Source organism: Streptomyces chattanoogensis (assembly GCF_001294335.1).
Taxonomy (GTDB): Bacteria; Actinomycetota; Actinomycetes; order Streptomycetales; family Streptomycetaceae; genus Streptomyces; species Streptomyces chattanoogensis.
Window position 1 is genome coordinate 91763 of sequence record NZ_LGKG01000079.1, and the last position, 19623, is coordinate 111385.

At 67.5% G+C, this 19623-nt stretch carries 17 protein-coding genes and 1 pseudogene; 11 read left to right on the forward strand and 7 right to left on the reverse strand.

The genetic code is table 11. The annotated features are described in order from the left end of the window. Positions 1–63: 63 nt before the first annotated feature. Positions 64–237 carry a nuclear transport factor 2-like protein gene (locus ADL29_RS43390; protein WP_157878442.1) on the reverse strand — a complete coding sequence of 58 codons (174 nt, stop codon included), beginning with the start codon at positions 235–237 and terminating at the stop codon, positions 64–66. Between the two features lie 197 nt (positions 238–434). Here ADL29_RS43390 and ADL29_RS46505 point away from each other — a divergent pair, with 197 nt between their 5' ends. Then, positions 435–776 carry a Tn3 family transposase gene (locus ADL29_RS46505; RefSeq protein WP_425424220.1) on the forward strand — a complete coding sequence of 114 codons (342 nt, stop codon included), beginning with the start codon at positions 435–437 and terminating at the stop codon, positions 774–776. Between the two features lie 22 nt (positions 777–798). Here the strand turns inward: ADL29_RS46505 and ADL29_RS45050 are convergent. After that, positions 799–1476, reverse strand: a pseudogene (locus tag ADL29_RS45050) (IS5 family transposase); the annotation flags it as partial. An 86-nt stretch (positions 1477–1562) separates the two neighbouring features. After that, complete coding sequence (locus ADL29_RS10720) at positions 1563–2279, reverse strand: DUF6333 family protein (RefSeq protein WP_245689297.1); 717 nt, start codon at positions 2277–2279, stop codon at positions 1563–1565. A gap of 767 nt (positions 2280–3046) precedes the next feature. Here ADL29_RS10720 and ADL29_RS10725 point away from each other — a divergent pair. Both ADL29_RS10725 and ADL29_RS10730 read left to right on the forward strand, forming a co-directional pair. Beyond that, positions 3047–3490, forward strand: coding sequence for a hypothetical protein (locus ADL29_RS10725; RefSeq protein ID WP_053923441.1), 444 nt, complete (start codon positions 3047–3049; stop codon positions 3488–3490). Between the two features lie 247 nt (positions 3491–3737). Beyond that, entirely contained in the window at positions 3738–4274 is a 537-nt protein-coding gene (locus ADL29_RS10730) for a hypothetical protein (RefSeq protein ID WP_053923501.1), read from the forward strand. Between the two features lie 189 nt (positions 4275–4463). On the opposite strand, the gene ADL29_RS10735 is transcribed toward ADL29_RS10730, so the two are convergent. Next, the gene (locus ADL29_RS10735; protein WP_053923442.1) at positions 4464–5390 is read right to left on the reverse strand and encodes an aldo/keto reductase; all 927 of its coding nucleotides are present in this window, start codon (positions 5388–5390) and stop codon (positions 4464–4466) included. A 632-nt stretch (positions 5391–6022) separates the two neighbouring features. Here ADL29_RS10735 and ADL29_RS10740 point away from each other — a divergent pair. Continuing rightward, positions 6023–7027, forward strand: a complete 1005-nt coding sequence (locus ADL29_RS10740; RefSeq protein ID WP_245689299.1) for a TauD/TfdA dioxygenase family protein — start codon at positions 6023–6025, stop codon at positions 7025–7027. Positions 7028–7338: 311 nt separating this feature from the next. On the opposite strand, the gene ADL29_RS10745 is transcribed toward ADL29_RS10740, so the two are convergent. Both ADL29_RS10745 and ADL29_RS10750 read right to left on the reverse strand, forming a co-directional pair. Next, positions 7339–8331: an NAD-dependent epimerase/dehydratase family protein gene (locus ADL29_RS10745; protein ID WP_063788435.1), complete on the reverse strand. Its 993-nt coding sequence runs from the start codon at positions 8329–8331 to the stop codon at positions 7339–7341. Then, on the reverse strand, positions 8331–9410 hold the full coding sequence (locus tag ADL29_RS10750) for a glycosyltransferase family 4 protein (protein ID WP_169795210.1): 1080 nt from the start codon (positions 9408–9410) through the stop codon (positions 8331–8333). The genes ADL29_RS10745 and ADL29_RS10750 overlap by 1 nt, the downstream gene beginning before the upstream one ends. A 618-nt stretch (positions 9411–10028) precedes the next feature. On the opposite strand from ADL29_RS10750, the gene ADL29_RS10755 reads away from it, so the two are divergent. From ADL29_RS10755 to ADL29_RS10765, 3 genes are read left to right on the forward strand one after another with little or no spacing between them, the layout of a single operon-like run. After that, positions 10029–11063: a cupin-like domain-containing protein gene (locus tag ADL29_RS10755; protein WP_245689301.1), complete on the forward strand. Its 1035-nt coding sequence runs from the start codon at positions 10029–10031 to the stop codon at positions 11061–11063. Between the two features lie 53 nt (positions 11064–11116). Further along, the gene (locus ADL29_RS10760) at positions 11117–11896 is read left to right on the forward strand and encodes an SDR family NAD(P)-dependent oxidoreductase (RefSeq protein ID WP_245689303.1); all 780 of its coding nucleotides are present in this window, start codon (positions 11117–11119) and stop codon (positions 11894–11896) included. A gap of 45 nt (positions 11897–11941) precedes the next feature. Next, the gene (locus ADL29_RS10765; protein ID WP_053923446.1) at positions 11942–13075 is read left to right on the forward strand and encodes an amidinotransferase; all 1134 of its coding nucleotides are present in this window, start codon (positions 11942–11944) and stop codon (positions 13073–13075) included. On the opposite strand, the gene ADL29_RS10770 is transcribed toward ADL29_RS10765, so the two are convergent. After that, complete coding sequence (locus ADL29_RS10770; RefSeq protein ID WP_211274282.1) at positions 13052–15043, reverse strand: B12-binding domain-containing radical SAM protein; 1992 nt, start codon at positions 15041–15043, stop codon at positions 13052–13054. The genes ADL29_RS10765 and ADL29_RS10770 overlap by 24 nt on opposite strands. 256 nt (positions 15044–15299) lie before the next feature. On the opposite strand from ADL29_RS10770, the gene ADL29_RS10775 reads away from it, so the two are divergent. Genes ADL29_RS10775 through ADL29_RS10790 form a run of 4 tightly spaced genes read left to right on the forward strand, consistent with a single transcriptional unit; the run spans position 15300 to position 19590 of the window. Next, positions 15300–16430 carry an amidohydrolase family protein gene (locus ADL29_RS10775; protein ID WP_245689305.1) on the forward strand — a complete coding sequence of 377 codons (1131 nt, stop codon included), beginning with the start codon at positions 15300–15302 and terminating at the stop codon, positions 16428–16430. 11 nt (positions 16431–16441) lie between these two features. Next, the gene (locus ADL29_RS10780; protein ID WP_245689307.1) at positions 16442–17701 is read left to right on the forward strand and encodes a hypothetical protein; all 1260 of its coding nucleotides are present in this window, start codon (positions 16442–16444) and stop codon (positions 17699–17701) included. Positions 17702–17729: 28 nt separating this feature from the next. After that, positions 17730–18593 carry a hypothetical protein gene (locus tag ADL29_RS10785; protein WP_245689309.1) on the forward strand — a complete coding sequence of 288 codons (864 nt, stop codon included), beginning with the start codon at positions 17730–17732 and terminating at the stop codon, positions 18591–18593. A 22-nt stretch (positions 18594–18615) separates the two neighbouring features. Then, on the forward strand, positions 18616–19590 hold the full coding sequence (locus tag ADL29_RS10790) for a TauD/TfdA dioxygenase family protein (RefSeq protein ID WP_053923450.1): 975 nt from the start codon (positions 18616–18618) through the stop codon (positions 19588–19590). Positions 19591–19623: the final 33 nt, after the last annotated feature.

A 19623-nucleotide genomic window follows, 5' to 3' on the forward strand; every position in this document is an offset into this window, starting at 1 on the left:
GGACACACGCGGCACAGTGACTCAGTCGCAGGGCGCAGAAAGTCGGCCACCACGAGAGCGCTGTCACCCTCGCACTTGGAACCATCTCATCTTGGGCCAACGACAGACGTTGCGGTCGGAGCCATCGTCGGACATGCTCACATCTTCGGCGAGCAGGTCAAAAAACCCTGCCAAGTCGCCCGCGTTGACGGCATCAACGAATTGCGCTACGACTGGGTTGAGTTGATTGGATGCCATGTGTCCTCCAGTGGCTCTGATTCGGTGCAAGATGTTGTCTTCCCTGGACGACAGCTCGAGAGGACCCTCGGGCCCGTAAATACGCCCAATGGCCGTCGAGAAGCTCCCAAGCAACTTCCTCCCGGCGTCACAGCCGTCTCCCACGCGTGACTGCGGTCGCCCAGTTCCGGCACCTCAGGTGCGTGGCCGTCTCCGTAATGGAGGGCTCGGCCCCTCGGGGACGCTGCTCAATCGGTTGCGCCCGGCTCGCACAAGAACGCCACCTACATCGCTTCCGCGAGGTCGGCCGCATCATCCGCACCGTACAGCTGCTGCGCTACCTCACCGAGGCGCAGCTGTGCCGGCGGGCGACGGCCGCGACGAACAAGGTGGAGTCGTTCAACCGGTTCTCCCAGTGGGCCGGCTTCGGCAACCGCGGACCGATGCAGGCTCGACTGCCCTGGCGGGGTTGCTCCGAACCAAGCGCTCCCCAGGGATTTCTCAGGGTCTTTCAGGTCTGGCCCAGGGACTTTCGACTGAAGGAGCGGGAAAGGCCCTGACAGCTCCGAATGATGGAAACCCCCAGGTCAGAGTAGGTTCCACGCCCCAACGCCTGGTGCCCAGGCCGGAGCCGTGGGTGGTGCCGTGTCGGACGATGACTGGCTTGATGCCCTTCGCCCAGACCTCGCGGCGGTAGCAGTCGTGGTCGTAGCCGCGGTCGGCGTAGACCTCCTTCGGTCTCTGGCGGGTCGTCCGCGTGTGCCACGGATACGTGGAATTGCTGACAGCAGCGGCATCAGCTGGGTGACGTCGTTGCGGTTGCCGCCGGTCGCAGTCACGCCAATGGGATGCCGGTGGCATCGCAGATCACGTGGTGGTTGGAGCTCGGACGTCCTCGGTCGACCGGGCTCCGCCCGGTCTTAGGCCGCCCTTGAGCGCCTGGACGTGGGAGCTGTCGATCACCGCCCGCGACAAAGATAGACGATCGGCCGCCCGCAACTCGGCCAGCAACACCTCGTGCAGCCGCTGCCGGACGCCGGCGTTGTTCCAGTCCCGCAACCTGCGCCAGCAGGACATCCCCGAGCCGAACCCGAGCTCGCCAGGCAGCCATTCACACTGGATACCGGTGTAGAGGACGAACAGGATGCCGCACAGCAGCGTGCGGTCCGCCAGCACCTTCCTGCGGCCGGGGCGTCGCTGCCCACGCGGTGGCGTTGGCAACAGCGGCTCGATTCTCGACCACAACTCAGCATCAGACAGTCAAGGTTGAGGGTTTCGCCTGCTCACTCCCAAGCAACCGCCGCACACACTGGAGGACACGGCTACTCGAGTTGCGTGAGGAACTCTTAGATGAAGTACAGGCCCTCCATCGAGCAGACGGACAGATCGCTGTGTTGTACCCGAAAGGCGGTGGTCTGCATCTCCTCCCATCCCCAGGGGTCGGAGTGCCCCAGTGCCAGGCCGGCCAGGGAGGCCCATTCGATCTCGTGGAGGGGCTGGTCCATGTCGATGTCGGCGGCGGTGAGCATCCAACTTCTCAGGCCGAGGGAGGCGATGACAGCGTGGGGGGCGCCCAGGACGACGAACGGCTCGGCGTCGGGCCAGCCGGAGGCATGGAACATGGCACCGTCGGGGAGCATCACGACGGTTTCGGTGTGTTCCATTCCGCCGTAGTAGGTGACGTGGCCCACGATCCGCGCTGTGGGGAAGCGCTCCCGCATCCGTTCGGCTTCGGCCAACAGCGGGTTTCCGTTGCCGTCGTCGGCGAAGACAGGGGTGGAGATGGCCCGCATGCCGCCCCACACGGCGGCATGAACGATGTCCAGATCGGCACGCACCGACGAGGGCAGCGGCGTCTGCACGGAGCGTGGCCCGAGATCCTCCAGGACCTCCTCGATGCCGTCGAACGACTCGACGAACAGGTGGGCCTGATCGGAGTCGTTGGCCGGGAGGCTGCGGGCGTCGACGGTGAACGGCGGCTGAGCCACGGTGAGATGACACAGGCCCATCGAGCCGCGAACTATCCGGTCCGGGGCAGAAGTCCAGTACCTGGTATCGGTCATGCGGGCCACCGTAGCGGCCGACGGTGACAACCCTCCCCCCGGAACTGCACGCATCAGTCGCGGGAAGCCGGCGGCGGCAGTCGGGGCGGCCCCTGCATCAGCGCCTCGGGCGGCACCGGCAGCCGGCGGCGGCAGACGCGTCGGGTGAGGACGCGGGGCTCGGGCGGCGCGATCCGGGAACGGTACGGTCCCTGCTGTGTGCGCAAGTGGGCGATCCGTTTCCACGCTGGTGTGCCCGCCGGGGCAGGTGACCTGATTGCGGTCGGCCGAATACATCAATCGCCCACCCCCAGCGGCGCGAATTACGCTTGCGACAGCACGACGAACACCACGCCCTCCGAGCGGCCAGGGCCGAGCAGCGGACCGATGAGTGGAAGGACCGATACAAGGTCTGCGCCGGAGTCGAGGGCGCCCCCCGACGTTGCTGACCTTGTCGATGAACAGCGGTTCGGTTGACAGTTTGGACGTCCGCGACCGATGCAGCGCCAGCGCGAATGTCCGTCAGATCCGCGAGACCACGGACTGCGACGTCCCCGTGGCCGCCGTAGCCAGCCCGGGCGGTCGTACGACGACGCACCCAGCCCGCCAGTACAGCCCGTTGGGCATCGGTGTGCGACAACGACGGAATCTTCGGACCTGGATGACTCATACCGAACCATGACGAATCTCCGACTCATGACACCAGCTGGCAGACTGCAAAATGCGGGATAGGAACAGCCGGCGTATGGGCCCGGTTTTCCGCCAGACGGGCGTGACAGCATGCGGCCATGCCTTTCCCGCACCCCGACGGCGCTTACGCGATCACCACGATGTACTCCGTACCCGATGACGCCTGGTACCTGGAATTGGACCTCGTGGCCGAGCAACGAAATCTTGTGACCGCGATCGTCCCCGACGAGGACCCGGCACGGGAGCCGACGGTGTGTTTCAACCCTCATGGGCAACACCTGGATGTCCCGTACGAGGTGATGCGCTGGTTCATGGACCAGGTCGAGGAAGAGATCCGCACGTCCCGCGCCTGGATGCGGCTGCGGCCCGAGCTTGTCGGGGTCATCTACCAATTGCGCCAGGAGTACCTGGGTGTCATCGACGATGACGACTTTCGTCATGTCCTGGCGGAGGTGCGCGCCGCAGTCCCTGAGGCAGACCTCCCCACCGTTCTTGAGGCCGCCTTCGGGCGGAAGCCTGACGGCACCACCATGGATCAGTGACAAACGCTGCGGGTGTCAGGTGGCCGAGGGGGCAGAACCTAAAGCAGAGGTATACGAGGTCACAGCGGCTGTTCACACGAAGCTCTGAGGAAAGTGGTAGCGGGGGAGGGGACGCCAGACAGGTGGGAGGGCCCCGGCAATGGTCAGCCTCAGAGTTGGGTTGTCGGGCTGTTGAGCGCTGGTCGTGGGCTTGCCGCTTGGCGCGGTTGCGGATCCCGTTTGCTCCTCCGAGATATACCGTGTGGCCATGTCGGCGTTCATACAACAGCTCCCCGCCCTGATCGGCGTGGTCATTGGCGCGCTTGGGTCGTACCTGGCGAGCACGCGCGGCGATCAAGCCCGCTTCCGTCGTGAGCAGGCGGCCCGTTGGGAGGAGCGAAGGCTGGCGGCCTATGCCGACTACGCCAGGGCGCTGAAGAAAAGCGTCACCCTGACGTACCGGATCGCGGCCCACCTTGGCAACGACCCTCACCCGCACCCCTTGTCACCCGAGGAAGCGGCCCCTCACCTGGCCGATGCCACTGATGCCCGGGATCCAGCCGGGGAGACGCTGTTGATGCTTGGTACCGCGGACGTGGTGGAGAAAGCCCGCGAATGGGTCGTCGTGGTGATGGAGATGGAAGGGTTTCTGCGAGCACAGACTCGTAACCCGGAAGCATGGTCAGTCATGCTCGAGCGCCAACGCGCCGCACGTGAGGGGTACTACGCGGCCGTCCGACGCGACCTTGCGCTCCCACCCGGCCATTCCGGGGAATGGCGGCTTGCGCCGTCCCGGACTCCCTGACCATGCGCTGCCATGGCGGCCCGGCGCTGTCGCGCTCGGGGTGACAAGCCTGAGCGATCTGATGGCCCACCGCCTCACTGGCGAAGCCACCATCTCCTGGCCCGGCCCGGCCTGGCCCGACCCGGCATCCCGGAACCCCAAACACCGATTCCGGGATGAAACGCGGAGGAAAACGTCCCCTACGTGTTGTTACAGCAGCTCCAAGACCTCCCTCAGCTCTTGAGCGGTGGGAATCCACTCTCCTGCCGCGGCGTTGGCCCTCACCTGTCCCGGCTGCTTGGCCCCTGCTATCACTGAACTGCAGCCTGGGAGCGCGGCGAGGCAACCGATCGCGATCTCCAGGAGGCTGCGGCCGTTCTTCATACCCCAGGCAATCAACGCCTCTACGGTGTCGAGCCGTTCCTCCGTCACCTGGTACGCGCTCTCCGCAATGCGGGTTCCTTCCGGGATGGCCTTGCCGCGCCGCACCTTGCCCGTCAGCAAGCCGTTGGACAGCGGGAAATACGGCAGTACTCCGAGTCCGAAACGACGTGCAGCCGGGACAACTTCGTTCTCGATGTCACGGTTGAGCAGCGACCAACGGTTCTGCGCGGAGATAAATGGCTCGAGCCCTCTGGAGCGGGAAGTGCACGCGGCTTCGGCGATCTGCCAGCCCGCGAAATTGGAATTTCCGATGTAGCGGACCTTTCCTTCTCGGACCAGCTCGGTCAGAGCGGTGAGCGTCTCCTCTATGGGAGTGTGCGGGTCGGGTGTATGGATTTGATAGAGGTCGATGTAGTCCGTACGGAGACGTCGGAGGGATGCCTCGACGGCGCGGCGAATGTAGGTGCGTCCACCCTTGGCGCCGGCTGCGGGGCCATATCCCATCCCCAATTTCTGATGTCCGAACTTCGTTGCTAGGACAACCTCCTCTCGCTGTCCCTGAAGGCATTCACCGAGTACGGATTCGGAATCTCCGTAGACATCGGCTGTATCGAACAGTGTGATTCCGGAATCCAGCGCAGCGCTTATCACCGTACGTGCCTGGTCCAGCCCGACGGACCTCCCCAAATCGTTGCATCCCAAGCCGACTGCGGAGACTTGTAATCCCGAAGTGCCCATTGAGAGATAGCGCATGGTTCCTCAGTGTACGGATACTTGACACCCGTTCAAGAGGGCTGTTCTCCATCCCAGCTGCTCGCCGGTGGACAGCCACCTGCTGGGCACCACTCTTCCTCCGGGACCCACGCATTGTAAGAGCGACTGGACGGAACGCAAGAGTGTCCTCTTCGAATCAGGACTCACTGGCGCCGTCGAGGTCACGGCCGAAACGATCAGGAAGTGTCTGCTATGCCATACACAAGGGGCAGCGGTGACGCGAGAGGCAAGGGGATCGGCAAATGTGATGCCGGAAGCTGGCTGAATCAGCAAGTCGCGAAGTCGCGACTCCTTGACGGGGCTTCATAGTTGAAGACAATCGAACCGGTGGGCTGCTGAATTCCTCTCGCTTCGTGCAGATGCCTTCGGAGGCGGTAAAAGCATATGCGAGCCCACTGCGGTAGGGCATGTGCCGGCCGGTCGGCACGCCTCGTGCTCCTGCCGAGTACCGGACCGGGCACCCGAGTCTGCTGGGATGCCGAGCGCGTGGGCTGGTTTCTTCACCTGTGACGGACTCCAGCCAACCCGGATCAATTCCCTTTCCCCGATCGGGCGGCAACTACCAGGTGGCACCGTTGGCGGACATGGAGCAGGACCGAGGAGGCCGCAGCATGGCCAGGGAGTTTTCCAGGATCGACGTACGCCGCGTCGCGGGAAGAATCGGGGCGGACATTCGAGGCGTGGATCTGATGGCTATGGGTAAGTGTGATTCCGATACGATGACGGAGATCCGTGCCGCCCTGCTCCACCACAAAGTGATCTTTTTTCGTGAGCAGAACCTGAACCACGCCGCCCATGTGGATTTCGCGCGTCGTTTCGGCGAGGTGACCCGCCTTCCGGGCCCGCAACACGGCACACACCCGGAGGGATTCCCGGAGATCCTGATCGTCGATCCGGATGCGAAAGGAACCCGGAACGGCCTCAGGTTTGAGGAGCGACTGTATCGTAAGTCGCTGCGACATGACTCCGGTTGGCATGTGGACATTGCCTCCGTCGTGAATCCGCCGGCGATTTCGGTGCTCAGATGTGAAGTGGCCACGGAGCGCGGTGGCGATACCCAGTGGACCAATCTCGTCGCCGCTTATGAAGGAATGACCCGCCCCCTGCAGCAGCTGGCTGACAACCTGCGAGCCGAGCATGGTCTGCACGCCGGGGTGCGGCTGCTGTTCTCCGATGACGAAGACCTGGAGATCATCCGGAAGAGAGTCAAGGATACGACGGTGTCCCTTCACCCGGTGGTGCGCGTGCACCCGGAGACGAAGCAGAAGGCACTCTTCCTGCCTCCGGCATCCGTATCTCATATTGCCGGAGTGCTCCCCTGGGAAAGTGACGGCATTCTCGGACTGCTCTTCGCCCACATCAGCCGCCCCGAATACACCGTGCGGCATCGTTGGAAGCCCGGTGATGTCGCTGTTTGGGACAACCGCGCGGTAGCCCACCTCCAGCCCGCTGATCTCCACAACACCGACTACCGGCGCAGGATGTACCGGGTGCTGGTCCTGGGGGACCGCCCGGTCGGGCCGGACGGTTTCGTGTCGGAAACCGTGCGAGGCGAACCGCTTGAGCCCTTCACCGGAACCGGAGAGAGCGATACCACCGGACCAATGCCGGAATAGGGGCGAAACACGGAGAGGATGTTGCGCCGGCGCCGCATGGAGGAGGCGCCGGCGCCCGCCCTGGCCGAGCCGCCCGCCCCGGAGCTGTTCCACAGCGAGACGGGGCTCCCCTGGGGCGGCAGGGCGGCAGGGCGGCAGGGCGGCAGGGCGGCAGGGCGGTGTGCGCTGTCGCCTGGCGTACGGCCACCGCGCGGTTGACCGCGACATTCACCACATCGCCAATGGATCGCTCACCAGATCACCCACCAGATCACCCACCAGGTCGTTCACTGCATCGTCAACTGGTGCGTTCGTGCTCACTGCCGTTCCCCTCACCCGATGTCGGTGCTCGGCGTCCCGATCTCGGTGTTCAGCGCACCGTCTGGCTGTTCTGCGTCCCCCAGCGCCGCATGTTTGGCCATCGCGGCGAGGCCGTCCTCCAGCCGGGTACGGGGCCAGAAGCCGAATCCGCGGGCGGCGACGGTGATGTCGGCGCCGGTGTGGCGGGCGTCGCCGGGCAGGGCGGGCCGCCGGTCGAGGGCGACCGGTCCGGCGACCCGCTCGACGACGGTGATCGCCCGCCGCATGGACACCGGCCGGCCGCCGCCGAGGTTGGCGATCCCGGTGAAGCGGGAGCAGGCGGCGTCCCGCATGGCCGTCACGGCATCCCGTACGTAGGTGAAGTCGCGGGTCTGCCCGCCGTCACCGTAGAGCGGGAAGGGGGGACCGCCGGACGCGGCGGCTATCAGGCGGGCGAATGCCATGTCCGGGCGCTGGCGCGGGCCGTAGACGGTGAACAGTCGCAGGGACACCGTGGGCACGCCGTAGGCCGTGCGGTACAGCTCGCACAGATGCTCGGCGGCGAGTTTGGTCACGCCGTACGGTGACACCGGACGCGGGCAGGCGGTCTCCGGTGTCGGGAAGCGGCGGGCATCACCGTAGACCGACGAACTGGAGGCGTGGACGAACTTGCGGAGCGGATGGTCGCGCACGGTTTCCAGCAGGCGTTGTGTGGCCAGCACGTTGCGGTGGGTGTAGAGCGCGAACTCCCGCCCCCAGGACGGCCGTACGCCGGGTTGCCCGGCCAGGTGGTAGACGACGTCCGCGTCGTCGAGCAGGGCGTCGACCTGCGGGTCCAGCACATCGATGGGGTGGAAGGCGAAGGCCGGGGAACGGCAGGCCTCGGCCAGATTGCGGCGCTTGAGCATGGGGTCGTAGTAGTCGGTGAGCACGTCGATCCCGATGACGGTGTCGCCGGCGTCGAGCAGATGGCCGCACAGGTGCGAGCCGATGAAACCGGCCGCGCCGGTCACGACCGCCCGCATCAGCTGCTCCCGCGCACGGTTGCACCGTCCAGGTGGGGCAGGACGCGGTCCACGCGGGCCCGCCAGGTGTACTCCCTGCGCAGGTGCCGTTCGGCCATCTGGCCCAAGGACGCACGCTCCCCGGGGTCGTCCGCCAGGCGCTTGACCGCCGCCGTCCAGGCCGTGACGTCGTCGGGCGGGCAGAGCACGCAGTTGACGCCGTCCGTCAGGACTTCCTTGAGCACCGGCAGGTCGGAGGCGATGATCGCCTTGCCGTGCGACATGTACTCGAACAGTTTCATCGGCGAGACCCAGCGGCCGATGTCCCCGACGCCGCCGGCGCAGGCGACGCGCCGTTGGTAAGGGGCGAGGACGAGGTCGAACGCCCGGTAATACGGGTGCAGTTGGGCGGGCGGACGGTGGCCGTGGAAGTGCACATTGGGCGGGCGGGACCGGCTCCGCCAGTGGGCCAGGTCCTCGTCCGTGCCGCCGACGAGGTGGAAGTCGGCATCGGGCAGGGAGGCGGCCAGCGCGAGAATGACGTCGATGCCCCGGCCCGGGTAGAGATGTCCCACATACCCCACCTTCAGGGCGTCCGGCCGGCCCGGCAGCGCCGCCGTCGGCCCGGTGGCCGGCGGGAGATCCGCACAGTCGGAGGCGGTCACCATCTCGGGTCCGCCTGGCCGTCGCAGCCGGGGGACGGTGCGGCGGTAGTCCTGGGCGAGTGCCTGGGTGACGGTGACCACGCGGCGCAGGCCCCGCAGCCGGAACAGCAGTCGCTCCATGAGGCGCTGGTCCCTGCCGGGCCTGAGGAGGTGCGTTTCGTAGACGAGCGGCGCCAGGCCCGCCGAGGCGAGCAGCGCGTACAGATCCCTGCCGTAGAGGAGGTCGACGGGACCGGAGCGGCGCACGGCCCGGCGGACCCGCCAGGCACGGATCCAGAGTCCGAGCACCGGGATGCGGGGAGCGGCGAAGGTGCGCACGGGGAAGCGGTTGCGGGTGCCGTAGTACGCATGGATGTCCTCGGCAGGCGTGGATCCCGTCGCCGCGTAGAGGGTGATGTCGTGCCCCGCGTCCGCGAAGGCGTCGCACATGCGCATCACATGAACTCCGTTGGCGAAGACTGAGGGAATTTCGCACGCGTGCAGATAGGCGATCCGCATGAGGGCCTCACCTCGGCAGTTCGTACTCGGGAAGTTCCTCGGTTACCTGCTCGATTGCCTGCTCGGTTACCTGCTCGGTCTCCTCGTGCTCCATGTCGGACCTCTCCTCTCACGGCGGCGGTCAGCCCCCATTGGTACCCACGCAGCCATTCCCACAGCGTCCGCCCGGCTGTACCCGGTGGCATCCGGACAGCGTGGATCGGTGCATTGCCGCTGTTGTGCGGCGGCACCGCCCGTGCAGACATCGGGAAGGGGGCCGTTGCGCCCCGGGCACGTCGGCGACCGAGTGAGGGATGCTGCCCCTGTGACGCCCGCGATTGCGGGAACGCGCACCGCCCGGCCATGCGGCCACGACCGAAACCGTCTCAATCGTGCCGCCGGGCCGCGCGGTGCGCGTGCGTGCGCCCTCCGTGCCTCCGGAATGCGTCGGTCACGCCCAGCTGATCACCACGCGCACGGAGGCCGGCCCACCGCTGGCCGGAAGTGGGCGCTCATGTGGGGTGCCTGACTTTGGGGACTAGGCAAGGGGTGGGCAAGCCCGGACAGTGAGTTGTCATGAGCGTAATCCGACGATCCGGGGCGGGACGGTTGGGAGAGCAGCTGGGGTTGCCTGAGAAGCCGCCGGATCCGTCAGCCGCGATGGCCTTGCGTCTACTGGAACAAGGGTTGACGGTTCGTCGGGTGCCACAGGCACCGGCATCCGGCATCGGCGCACTGCACCGCACCGTCGCTCGGCGCTCCGGACCGTTGCTGTGTTCCGGTCTCCTCGATTCCTGGCCGGCCCGCACCGCGTGGAGTCCGGCCGCCCTGGTGGAGCGCCACGGCGAGCGGCGGGTGACTGCCTTGCTGGACCTTCCGGATACCGGGGTCCTCTTCCCGCAGGACCAGCGACGTTACGAACGGGAGTTGAGCTTCGGCGAGTTCGTCGAGCAGATGGAGTCTGCTGGGTCCTCCGCACCGTGTTACCTGGCCTATCAGCGGGCGCACGAGATTTTCGACCCGGCTGACTGCGACTTCGCCTCGCTGGTCCCGCCCGACGGGCACCCCACTGATACCCGGGTGTGGATCGGCTCCGCCGGCACACGTTCGATGCTGCATTCGGATCTCAAGGACAACTTTTTCTGCCAGCTCTGGGGGGAGAAGAGTGTGACCTTGCTGGCCTGGCGGGACAGCAGGGCCGCGTACCCCTTTCCGGACAACCTGGTGAACAGCCAGGTGGACCTGGCTGTTCCGGATATGCGCCGCTTTCCCAGACTGAAGCACGCGGTGTTGCACCACGTGCGGATGGGCCCCGGCGACCTGCTCTACATCCCGCGCGGTTGGTGGCACGACATCCGGGCGCACACCACGTCCGTCTCGGTCAATCACTGGTTCGGCCGGCCGCTGGGCGTCGCGCAGTACCTCGCCTTGCTCGGGGCCCTCGGGCCGGAGTACTGGAAGGCCACTGCCCGCGATTTCATCGAGCACGGACTGCTGCGTCGGACGGAGTCGACTCAATTCTTCTTCAGCCCGCCGTCCACCGGAAAGCGGCTCTACGACGCACTGCGCTTCGGCGACTTCTCCCGCGGGAACGATCCCAGCTCGTCCTAGCCAGGCACGGAGCCCATACACCGGGGAAACCTCACCGACTCAGGAGACCAGGCTTGGCAGAGCAGGCTGGGCAGACATCGCGACGGGTGCTGGTCACCGGCGGCGCCTCGGGAATCGGTGCCGCCATCGCCCACCGTTTCGCACGGGACGGGGCATGGGTGGCCGTTCTTGACCGCGACCGGGACGCCCTCGCGCGGTTCGCGAACGACGCCCCCGCATCGGTGCTTCTGCTGCACGCGGACGTCGCAGAGGAAGAGCCCCTGCAGGAGGCGTTCGCCGAGGCCGATGCGGCCTGGGGCGGACTGGACGTGGTGTGCAACAACGCCGGGATCAGCATCCGGCGGCCGTTCCTGGAGACCTCGCTCGCGGAGTGGGAGCAGACACTGCGGGTGAACCTCACCGGGGCCTTCCTGGTGGCCCGCGAGGCGGGGCGCCGAATGGCGTCGGACGGCGGGGTCATCATCAACACCGCTTCGGTCAGCGGCATGGTGGGCATGCCCGACTACGCCGCGTACAACGTGAGCAAGGCGGGGCTGATCGAACTCACCAGGACCCTGGCCCTGGAGCTGGCACCGAGGATCCGGGTCAACGCGATCTGTCCGGGCTATGTCCTTACGCCCATGCAACGGGCCGAGTACACCGAACAGCAGCTTGCCGAGCAGGCCGGGACGTTGCCGTTGAAGCGGCTCGGCTCCCCGGAGGAGATCGCTGCGCTGGTGGCCTATCTGGCGTCCACGGACGCCGCGTTCGTCACCGGGCAGACGTTCGTGATCGACGGGGGCGAGACGGCTGGCGGACTGGCCAGCGCCGCCCGGCGGCATGACGAAACATGACGGGCACAGGGAAGCGACAGCAGCACCGCGCCGAAGTGGGGGAGCATGACGAACGACGCGCAGCCGGAGGAGCACGGACAGGCACTGCTGCCGGCGGTCAACTCGTACACCGAATGGGATCCGTTGCGGGAGGTGGTGGTGGGGAGCCTGCTGGGAGGCGTCTTCCCCGACTGGCAGGACTCGATGGTGCACGTGGTGCCTGACGCCGCCCGCCCTGTCTTCCAGGAGCTGGGCGGATCTCCGTTGCCCGCCGGCCACCTCAAGGCCGCCGAAGAGGAGTTGGAGGGCCTGGTCGAGGTGCTGGAGGCACACGGGATCCAGGTCGTCCGGCCGGATGCCGCCGAGCACCAGGCACCGTTCCGGACACCGCACTGGAGCTCCGCGGCCGGACTCTACGCCGGGATGCCCAGGGATCTGCTGATGGTCGTCGGCGACGCCATTGTCGAGGCCCCGATGTCCTGGCGCTGTCGCCACCACGAGGTGGACGCCTTCCGTTCGCTGATCAAGTCGTACTTCCGGCGCGGCGCCCGCTGGCTCCCGGCTCCGCGCCCCCAGCTGACCGACGAGCTGTACCGCACAGGGGGAGATGCGGGTGACTGGGCGGTGACCGAGTTCGAGCCGGTCTTCGACGCCGCCGACTTCCTGCGCTTCGGCCGCGACCTCATCGTCCAACGCAGCCACGTCACCAACGAGTTCGGCATCGACTGGCTGCGGCGGGCACTCGGCCCGGACTTCGGCGTGACGGTCGTCGACACCGACGATCCGCACGCGATGCACATCGACGCCACCATCGCCCCGCTGGCGCCGGGCAAACTCCTGGTCCACCCGGAGCGCTACGTCCCTCACGAGATCTTCGACGGCTGGGAGATCCTGCCCGCCCCGGAGCCGACGCTGCCGCACGACTGGCCGATGTACTTCTGCAGCCCGTGGGTGAGCATGAACGTGCTCTCCCTGGACCCGGAGACCGTGGTGGTCGAGAGCCAGGAACAGCCGCTCATCGACGCGTTGACGGGCTGGGGATTCCGTTGCGTGCCGGTGGATTTCCGGCACGTCTACTCCTTCGGCGGGTCCTTCCACTGCGTCACGCTGGACACCGTGCGGGAGGGCGGGCCCGCGCGGTACTTGTCCCGGCCCGGGGCCCGTGACCCCAGGCCGTCACACGCGGAACAGGAGCCGTGAGTAGTCCGGGCGCAGCAGGACGTTGTTGTCGTACAGGCAGTACTGCACGGCCAGCAGGGGCAGCGCCGGGTCGCCGGGGCCCGCCGCCGCGCGCGCCATGTCGAGGACGTCCTCGACGGTGGTGAAGCGGGCGGCGAGCGTGGCGCAGACGTCGTAGGCGGTCCAGGCAGTGCGGTCGTCCCAGTAGCCGGGCAGGCCGATCGCCGCGAAGACGTCGCGGATGCGGTCGGGCTCGGTGCCGATGAGCAGCTCGACGAGGGCGCGGGCGACCGGGCCGGCGCCCTCTTCTGGCGGGGGGCTTGCCCGTAGCTGCTTGAGCAGCGTCGTACCGTCGTCCGCTGTGAGGGCGGCGCGGATGGTGCGTGACACCGCGTCCTCGCCGGCGTGGGCCGGCGTGTGCCGGAGGCTCTCGCACCACTGGGACAGGCGTTCCTCGTCGGTGTGGCGGGTGAGGAACGCCGGCCAGTCAAGACGGGCCCGGTAGGCGCGGGACAGGAAGGTCTTCTCCACGTAGGCGAAGAACTCGTCCACCGCCCGGGCGCTGCCGAGGGCCTCGACCAATGCGGTCGGGTAGCTGAAGGTCGGGTGTACCAGGTCGACCTCGTCCAGGAGCCCTTCGGGGCCGACGGAGTACGCCGAGGCCGAGGTGTCGCCGATGAGGCCGTCGCCCAGGTCGAAGACCCGGGTGGCACGGGTGATGAGCGAGTCGTCGAAGCGCTCGCCCAGGCGCAGCTCGTTGACGATGCGCAAGGTGGTGGAGACGGTCTCGGGGGTGGCATAGGTGTTTCCCAGGAACATGTCCAGGCGCCGGGGCGGCACCGGCAGGCCGTTCGCGCGGCGGAACGCCTGGTCCTCTTCCAGCCAGTCGACCTGGGCCTGTACCGCGTGCCGGGCCCGGTAGGGAACGCGTGTCCGCTTGAGGTTCTCGTCGTGGTAGGAGGCGAACTGGTTCCAGCTGGGCTCGAAGTGCGACTCCAGCAGTGTCCGGATGTCACTCCGCTCCAGCGTGGGGTTGGGCAGCAGGTAGCTGGTCCAGCTCACCGGCTTCTTGCGGCCGTGGTTGAGTTTCCGCATCCGCGCGGCCATTTCGAACAGCAGCTTGTTGCTGCCGACGTTGATTTCCGAACAGACCAGCCACACACGGGAGACTCCCCGGTCGGCCAGGAAGGCGATGTCGGCCATCACCACATCGAGGTTGCGGACGCGATGGCGCCGGCCTTTGACCATCGGCTCGGTGCAGAAGTAACAGCGGTAGGGGCAGCCGCGCTGCACCTCCACCGGGACGTGGACGTCCGCGTGCGGTCCGGTGACGCGCTGCGGACCGTAGAAGTCAAGCAGGTCGCGGAGGACGGCGTCGGTGTACTCGGTGTGGTCCGGGGGTGGCAGGAAGACCCGAGCGTTGAGCGTGTAGCCGTTGCCGGAACGGTGGGCGAGGTTGGCGATCTGCGCCACCTTGCGGTGTGCCAGCACATCGTCCAGGCGCTCCAGCACCTCGTCCGCCTCGCCGGTCACTCCGAAGTCGGGCTGGAGCCGGTCGAGCAGATCCGGGGTGCGGGTGGTGAAGCCGAAGCCACCCACCATTATCGGACACTCCGTCAACTCCCTTAGTAGGGAGATGAGTTGCTGGGTGTCGTGGAACGGCCAGTAGCTGTTTCTGCGCACCGGTGGGGCGCCCGGAAGGTCGTGGTCGGCGTAGTTCCAGATGAAGATGGAGTCCAGCTGGCGCAGGTGGATGCCGATGAGCCGGGGGTTGGTGCGGTTCAGGGCTTCGCGCAGCGTCGTACGCCACGATGCCTTGGGAGTGTGCAGCAGGTCGAGGCGGGCGGTGGTGAGGCCATGGCGGGCGGCCACCGCAGAGACCTGTACGAAGGCGTAGGGATAGATGGGCAGCGCCGGGTAGTTGGAGGCGCTGAGGAGAAGGATGTCCGCGCCCTGTTGCGCCGGGGCGGTCGTGTCGTCGACCGGCATGCGAGGAATGGTGACAGATCGGCGGTCACCACACCAGAAGACCGCTACGTCGGGTGTCCGAATCGCCGCGTTCGGTTGCGTGCACCCTTGAACCGGACATGGGCGAACCGAAGAATGGGACACCGCGCTGCCGCCGTCTGCCTGAACTCCGTGGACGGCTTTCCGAGTCCGCGTCTTACCGCCTTCCGCCATCGCCGCAGGTCTCCGTTGCCGAAGGATGCCGCGATGGCCCTTACCCATGGGGAGGAGTGGGCCTGTGAACGCCCCCGTGCTGTCCGCAGACTCCCATGTCGTCGAACCAGTGCGACTGTGGACCGAGGGGCTGGAGCGTCGATACCTCGACCGCGCCCCCAGGGTCTCCTGGGACACCGAGCGACGTGGTTGGTACTTCACCTGCGACGACCTGCGACCGGCCCTGGTCAACACCCTCTATGCCACCGACACCACGCCCGAGGACTTCGTGAACGCGGAGGCCGTCGTCGAGGCGGCCCGCGCCGGTGGCAGCGATCCGGCCGCACGGCTGAAGGACATGGCGCTGGACGGCGTGGCCGGGGAGGTGCTGTACCCCAGCCTGGGCCTGCACCTCTTCTGGCTCGCCGACCCAGACTTCCAACGCGCCTGCTTCCGGGCCTACAACGACTGGCTCGCCGACTACGTCCGTTACGCGCCGGAACGGTTGGCCGGCCTCGGACTGATCTCCCTCTGGGACACGGAGGAAGCCGTCCGGGAGCTGCGCCGCTGCCGCGATCTCGGCCTCAAGGGCGCAGCCATCTGGGCCTCCGCCCCCGCCGAGCGGGACTTGGCCGGTCCCGCCAACGACCCCTTCTGGCAGGCGGCGCAGGAGCTGGGCATGCCCGTCTCCATGCACTGCCTCACCGGCTACCGCGACAGTCCCCGGCTCTTCGACTACCGCACCCCGATGGGCCGCATCCAGCGCAACATGGCCTACACCGAGGAACTCCAGCACACGCTGACCGACCTGATCTTCTCCGGCGTCCTTGAGCGCTTCCCCGGCCTCGACATCGTCCTGGCCGAGAACGACATCGGCTGGATCGCCTACCACCTGCTGCACGCCGACCGGGTCCACGACAAGCTCGGCCCGGCGCTGGGCACCGACCTCACCATGCCGCCGAGCGACTACTTCCGCCGCCAGATCCATGCCACCTTCACCGAGGACGAGGTGGGCGTACTGACCATGCGTCTGCTCGGATCGGGCAACTTCCTCTGGGGCAGCGACTATCCGCACTACGAGGGCAGTTGGCCGAACTCCAGGGAAGTGCTGGGGCGCTGCCTGGCGGACGCCGACCAAGCAGCCCGGGAGCAGGTGACCTCGGGCAACTGCGCGCGCCTGTACGGATTCGATCTCGCGACACTGACCACCGAGTGAAGGAGACCCGCATGGCGGAGCCGACCACGCACCCGTGGTACCGCTTCATCGACGACGACATCGAGCGCAGAACCCGGGCGGGCGTCGGCTTCACCAACCTCATCTCCCCACGCCCCTACGCGCTGGATCCCGAAACCTTCCAGGGCTTTGTCGACCGCAACGCGCTGATCCGCGAATTCCAGCGGATCACCCGCGATGTTTTCCTGGCCAGTCTGCACGGCGAGGCCGACCCCGCCATCGCCGATACCGTACTGGCCGGACAGCCGCCGGAACGCGGTCGCGAGTACCACCTGAAACTGACGGAGCGCCACCTTGCCCTGCCGCTCTACTTCCGCACCGACGAGCCCGCCCCCGGGGCGATCGCGGAGGTGCAGTGTCCGGCCTCCGGCTGGGAGATCGCGGATCAGGCGCACGCCCTCTACCGGGCCTTCCCCGACGACTTCGACCCCGTGGAACGGACCTTCGACCCACTCATCGACAACCTCGCAGCCTCCCTGCGCGCCCGGTTCGGCGACGGCCTCGTCATCCACCACCTGACCGGCAACGCCTCCCGGCCGCACGGCGTCCACTACACCGTCCAGCGACTGCGCGAGGCCGGCATCCGGCACTTCGCCTGGGACGCCGTTCACTGGAAGGACTGCGGGTTCGTCCGCGCCCACGAGTTCTACGACCTCAGGTACAACGGCTTCTTCGACCAGTGGATGGAGGCGTGCGAGAACGGTGAGCTCTTCTTCGACCATCCGCCCACGCCGCTCTACGACGCCAAGGTGACCATGGCCTGGCCGTTCTGGGCGAAGGCACGGGAGTACTACCCCGACGAGATCCGCGGGATCTTCCCGCACACCGAGATCATCACGCCCGAAGGCTTTCACCTGCCCGACGGCACATGGATGACCCTGGACGAGTACTGCCGGCTGGGCCAAGGCAGGCGCCGCTACTACGTGAAGTTCGGCAGCCACCATCCAACGCTGAACTGGGGCAGTCGCGCCGTCTACCACACCGGCAGCTTCTCCGGCCCGGCGCTGCGCGCACTCTTCGACCGCATCTGCGACGACACCGCGGCGGGCCACCTCTGGGTCGCCCAGGACGCGCGCCTGCTGGCGGAGCCCGCCACCGCCGTGTCCCGGAGCGGGGAGGACGTGAAGTTCGACGGCTACACCAAGCTGAGCGCCTTCTACACCCCCGAGGGCCTGGCCGGCGTGATGGCCATGCAGGAACGCGCGCGCAAGGTACACGGCTCACTGAACACCGTGGTGAGCGCCGCCTACTGAGCGGAACACCCCACGTAGGAGGTCGGTGGTGAGGAACAGCGGCTCGGATCGGTTCCGGCTCACCGGACAGATCCACCCCGTCGACTACTTCCGTTTCGTCGAACGGGACGAGATGGACTGGCAGGTGTGGACGGACGTCCTCCGCGGAAGGGTCGCCGGCGCGGTCTTCCGCGGGATACTGCCACCGGACGTCTGCGAGCGCATCCGGCGGAACTTCTGGAGCAGCCCGATGCTCCGGACCAAGGAGCACAGCACTCGGGACGCGGACTACTCGTGCGGCCATCACCTCTTCTCCGCCCCCAGCCTTGACTGGTACCTCGACGAGGCGGACCGCGCGCGTCCGGTCCTGGAGGCGCTCTGCGGCGGCCCGGGCCGGACTCCGCTCTCGCTGCTGGACGAGTACCGCCGCTACCTCGCGAACCAGGGCATCCGGCTCCGCGTCGCGGAACACCAGGGCCGGCGAGCCGCCCCGTTCCGGCTGCGCTCCCGCGGGGACGACGACACACTGGTGCTCTCTCCGCACGACGATGCCGAGGCCATCCGCCACGCACACCACATCGAGGGGTGCGAGGTCCAGCGGGTGAGCCGCCTGTGCAATGCGCTGATGTGCGTGGAGAACGACTCCGGTGGCGAGCTGCTCTACTGGAACATCTCACCCGACCGCGAGAGCCGCGACGCGCTCGGCATGTCCACCGACAGCTACGGGTACCCGATCGCATCGCTCTCCGGAATCGAGCAGCTCACCGTCCCCGTCCATGCCGGGGACGTCTACCTCTTCGACACCGCGAACGTGCACGCCGTGGCGCCCTGCGGCGGCGGCCGGATCTTCCGCACCACCGTCAATCTGCTGACGGGCGAGCTCGACGAAGAGACGACCGTGTACTGGTCCTGACCGATCGGGGGGAAGGAACGGCATGACAACAGCCACCGAGAACGTCGTGGGGATCGAGATACGACGCCTCGCGGGACACATCGGCGCCGAGATCGCGGGGGTGGACCTCTCCGCACCGATACCCGACGCCGTCATGGCCGGGATCCGTGCGGCACTGCTCAGACACAAGGTGATCTTTTTCCGCGGCCAGCGACTGGGCCACGCCGAGCACGTCGCGTTCGGGCGGCGCTTCGGGACGCTGACCCGGCGCCCGGGCCGCAAGCACGGCGTGCATCCCGAGGGGTACCCGGAGGTCCTGACCGTCGACCCGGATGCCGAGGACACCCGCTACGGCCGCCGCTTCGAGGAGCGGCTGCGGCCCAAGGCACTGCGCCACGATTCGGGCTGGCACGTGGACCTGGCCGCAGCCGTCAACCCGCCGGCCCTCTCCGTACTCCGCTCGGAGGTGGTCACCGAATACGGCGGCGACACCCAGTGGACCAACCTGGTCGCGGCGTACCAGGGACTCTCCGGCCCACTGCAGGCACTGATCGGCGGACTGCGCGCGGAACACACCCTCTACGCCGCCTGCGAGCTGCTGCTTTCCGACGAGGAGGACGTGGAGGTCATCCGGCGGCTCACCGAGGACACCCTGCTCTCCGTGCACCCTGTGGTGCGCGTCCACCCCGAGACCGGCGAGAAGGCACTGTTCACACCGCCCGCCTCGGTGGCCCGCCTTCTCGGGCTGCTTCCCTGGGAGAGCCGCCACCTGCTGGAGCTCCTCTACGAGCACATCGGGCGCCCGGAGTACACCGTCCGCTGGCGCTGGGCGGTCGGCGACGTCGCTGTCTGGGACAACCGCGCAGTCGCTCACCTTCAGCCGGCCGACCTGGACCACACCGACTACCGCCGCACTCTCTACCGGGTAACCGTCCTGGGCGATCGCCCGGTCGGCCCGGACGGCTTCACCTCCGAGGCCATCCGCGGCGAGCCGCTCACGGCCTGCACCGACTCCTGACCCACAACTCCCAATACTCCTGATACTCCTGGA

Excerpts from the sequence above, each read along its gene's own strand:
- ADL29_RS43390 (WP_157878442.1), bottom strand. The coding sequence starts at position 237 with ATGGCATCCAATCAACTCAACCCAGTCGTAGCGCAATTCGTTGATGCC.
- ADL29_RS46505 (WP_425424220.1), top strand. The coding sequence starts at position 435 with ATGGAGGGCTCGGCCCCTCGGGGACGCTGCTCAATCGGTTGCGCCCGG.
- ADL29_RS10720 (WP_245689297.1), bottom strand. The coding sequence starts at position 2,279 with ATGACCGATACCAGGTACTGGACTTCTGCCCCGGACCGGATAGTTCGC.
- ADL29_RS10725 (WP_053923441.1), top strand. The coding sequence starts at position 3,047 with ATGCCTTTCCCGCACCCCGACGGCGCTTACGCGATCACCACGATGTAC.
- ADL29_RS10730 (WP_053923501.1), top strand. The coding sequence starts at position 3,738 with ATGTCGGCGTTCATACAACAGCTCCCCGCCCTGATCGGCGTGGTCATT.
- ADL29_RS10735 (WP_053923442.1), bottom strand. The coding sequence starts at position 5,390 with ATGCGCTATCTCTCAATGGGCACTTCGGGATTACAAGTCTCCGCAGTC.
- ADL29_RS10740 (WP_245689299.1), top strand. The coding sequence starts at position 6,023 with ATGGCCAGGGAGTTTTCCAGGATCGACGTACGCCGCGTCGCGGGAAGA.
- ADL29_RS10745 (WP_063788435.1), bottom strand. The coding sequence starts at position 8,331 with ATGCGGGCGGTCGTGACCGGCGCGGCCGGTTTCATCGGCTCGCACCTG.
- ADL29_RS10750 (WP_169795210.1), bottom strand. The coding sequence starts at position 9,410 with ATGCGCATGTGCGACGCCTTCGCGGACGCGGGGCACGACATCACCCTC.
- ADL29_RS10755 (WP_245689301.1), top strand. The coding sequence starts at position 10,029 with ATGAGCGTAATCCGACGATCCGGGGCGGGACGGTTGGGAGAGCAGCTG.
- ADL29_RS10765 (WP_053923446.1), top strand. The coding sequence starts at position 11,942 with ATGACGAACGACGCGCAGCCGGAGGAGCACGGACAGGCACTGCTGCCG.
- ADL29_RS10770 (WP_211274282.1), bottom strand. The coding sequence starts at position 15,043 with ATGCCGGTCGACGACACGACCGCCCCGGCGCAACAGGGCGCGGACATC.
- ADL29_RS10780 (WP_245689307.1), top strand. The coding sequence starts at position 16,442 with ATGGCGGAGCCGACCACGCACCCGTGGTACCGCTTCATCGACGACGAC.
- ADL29_RS10790 (WP_053923450.1), top strand. The coding sequence starts at position 18,616 with ATGACAACAGCCACCGAGAACGTCGTGGGGATCGAGATACGACGCCTC.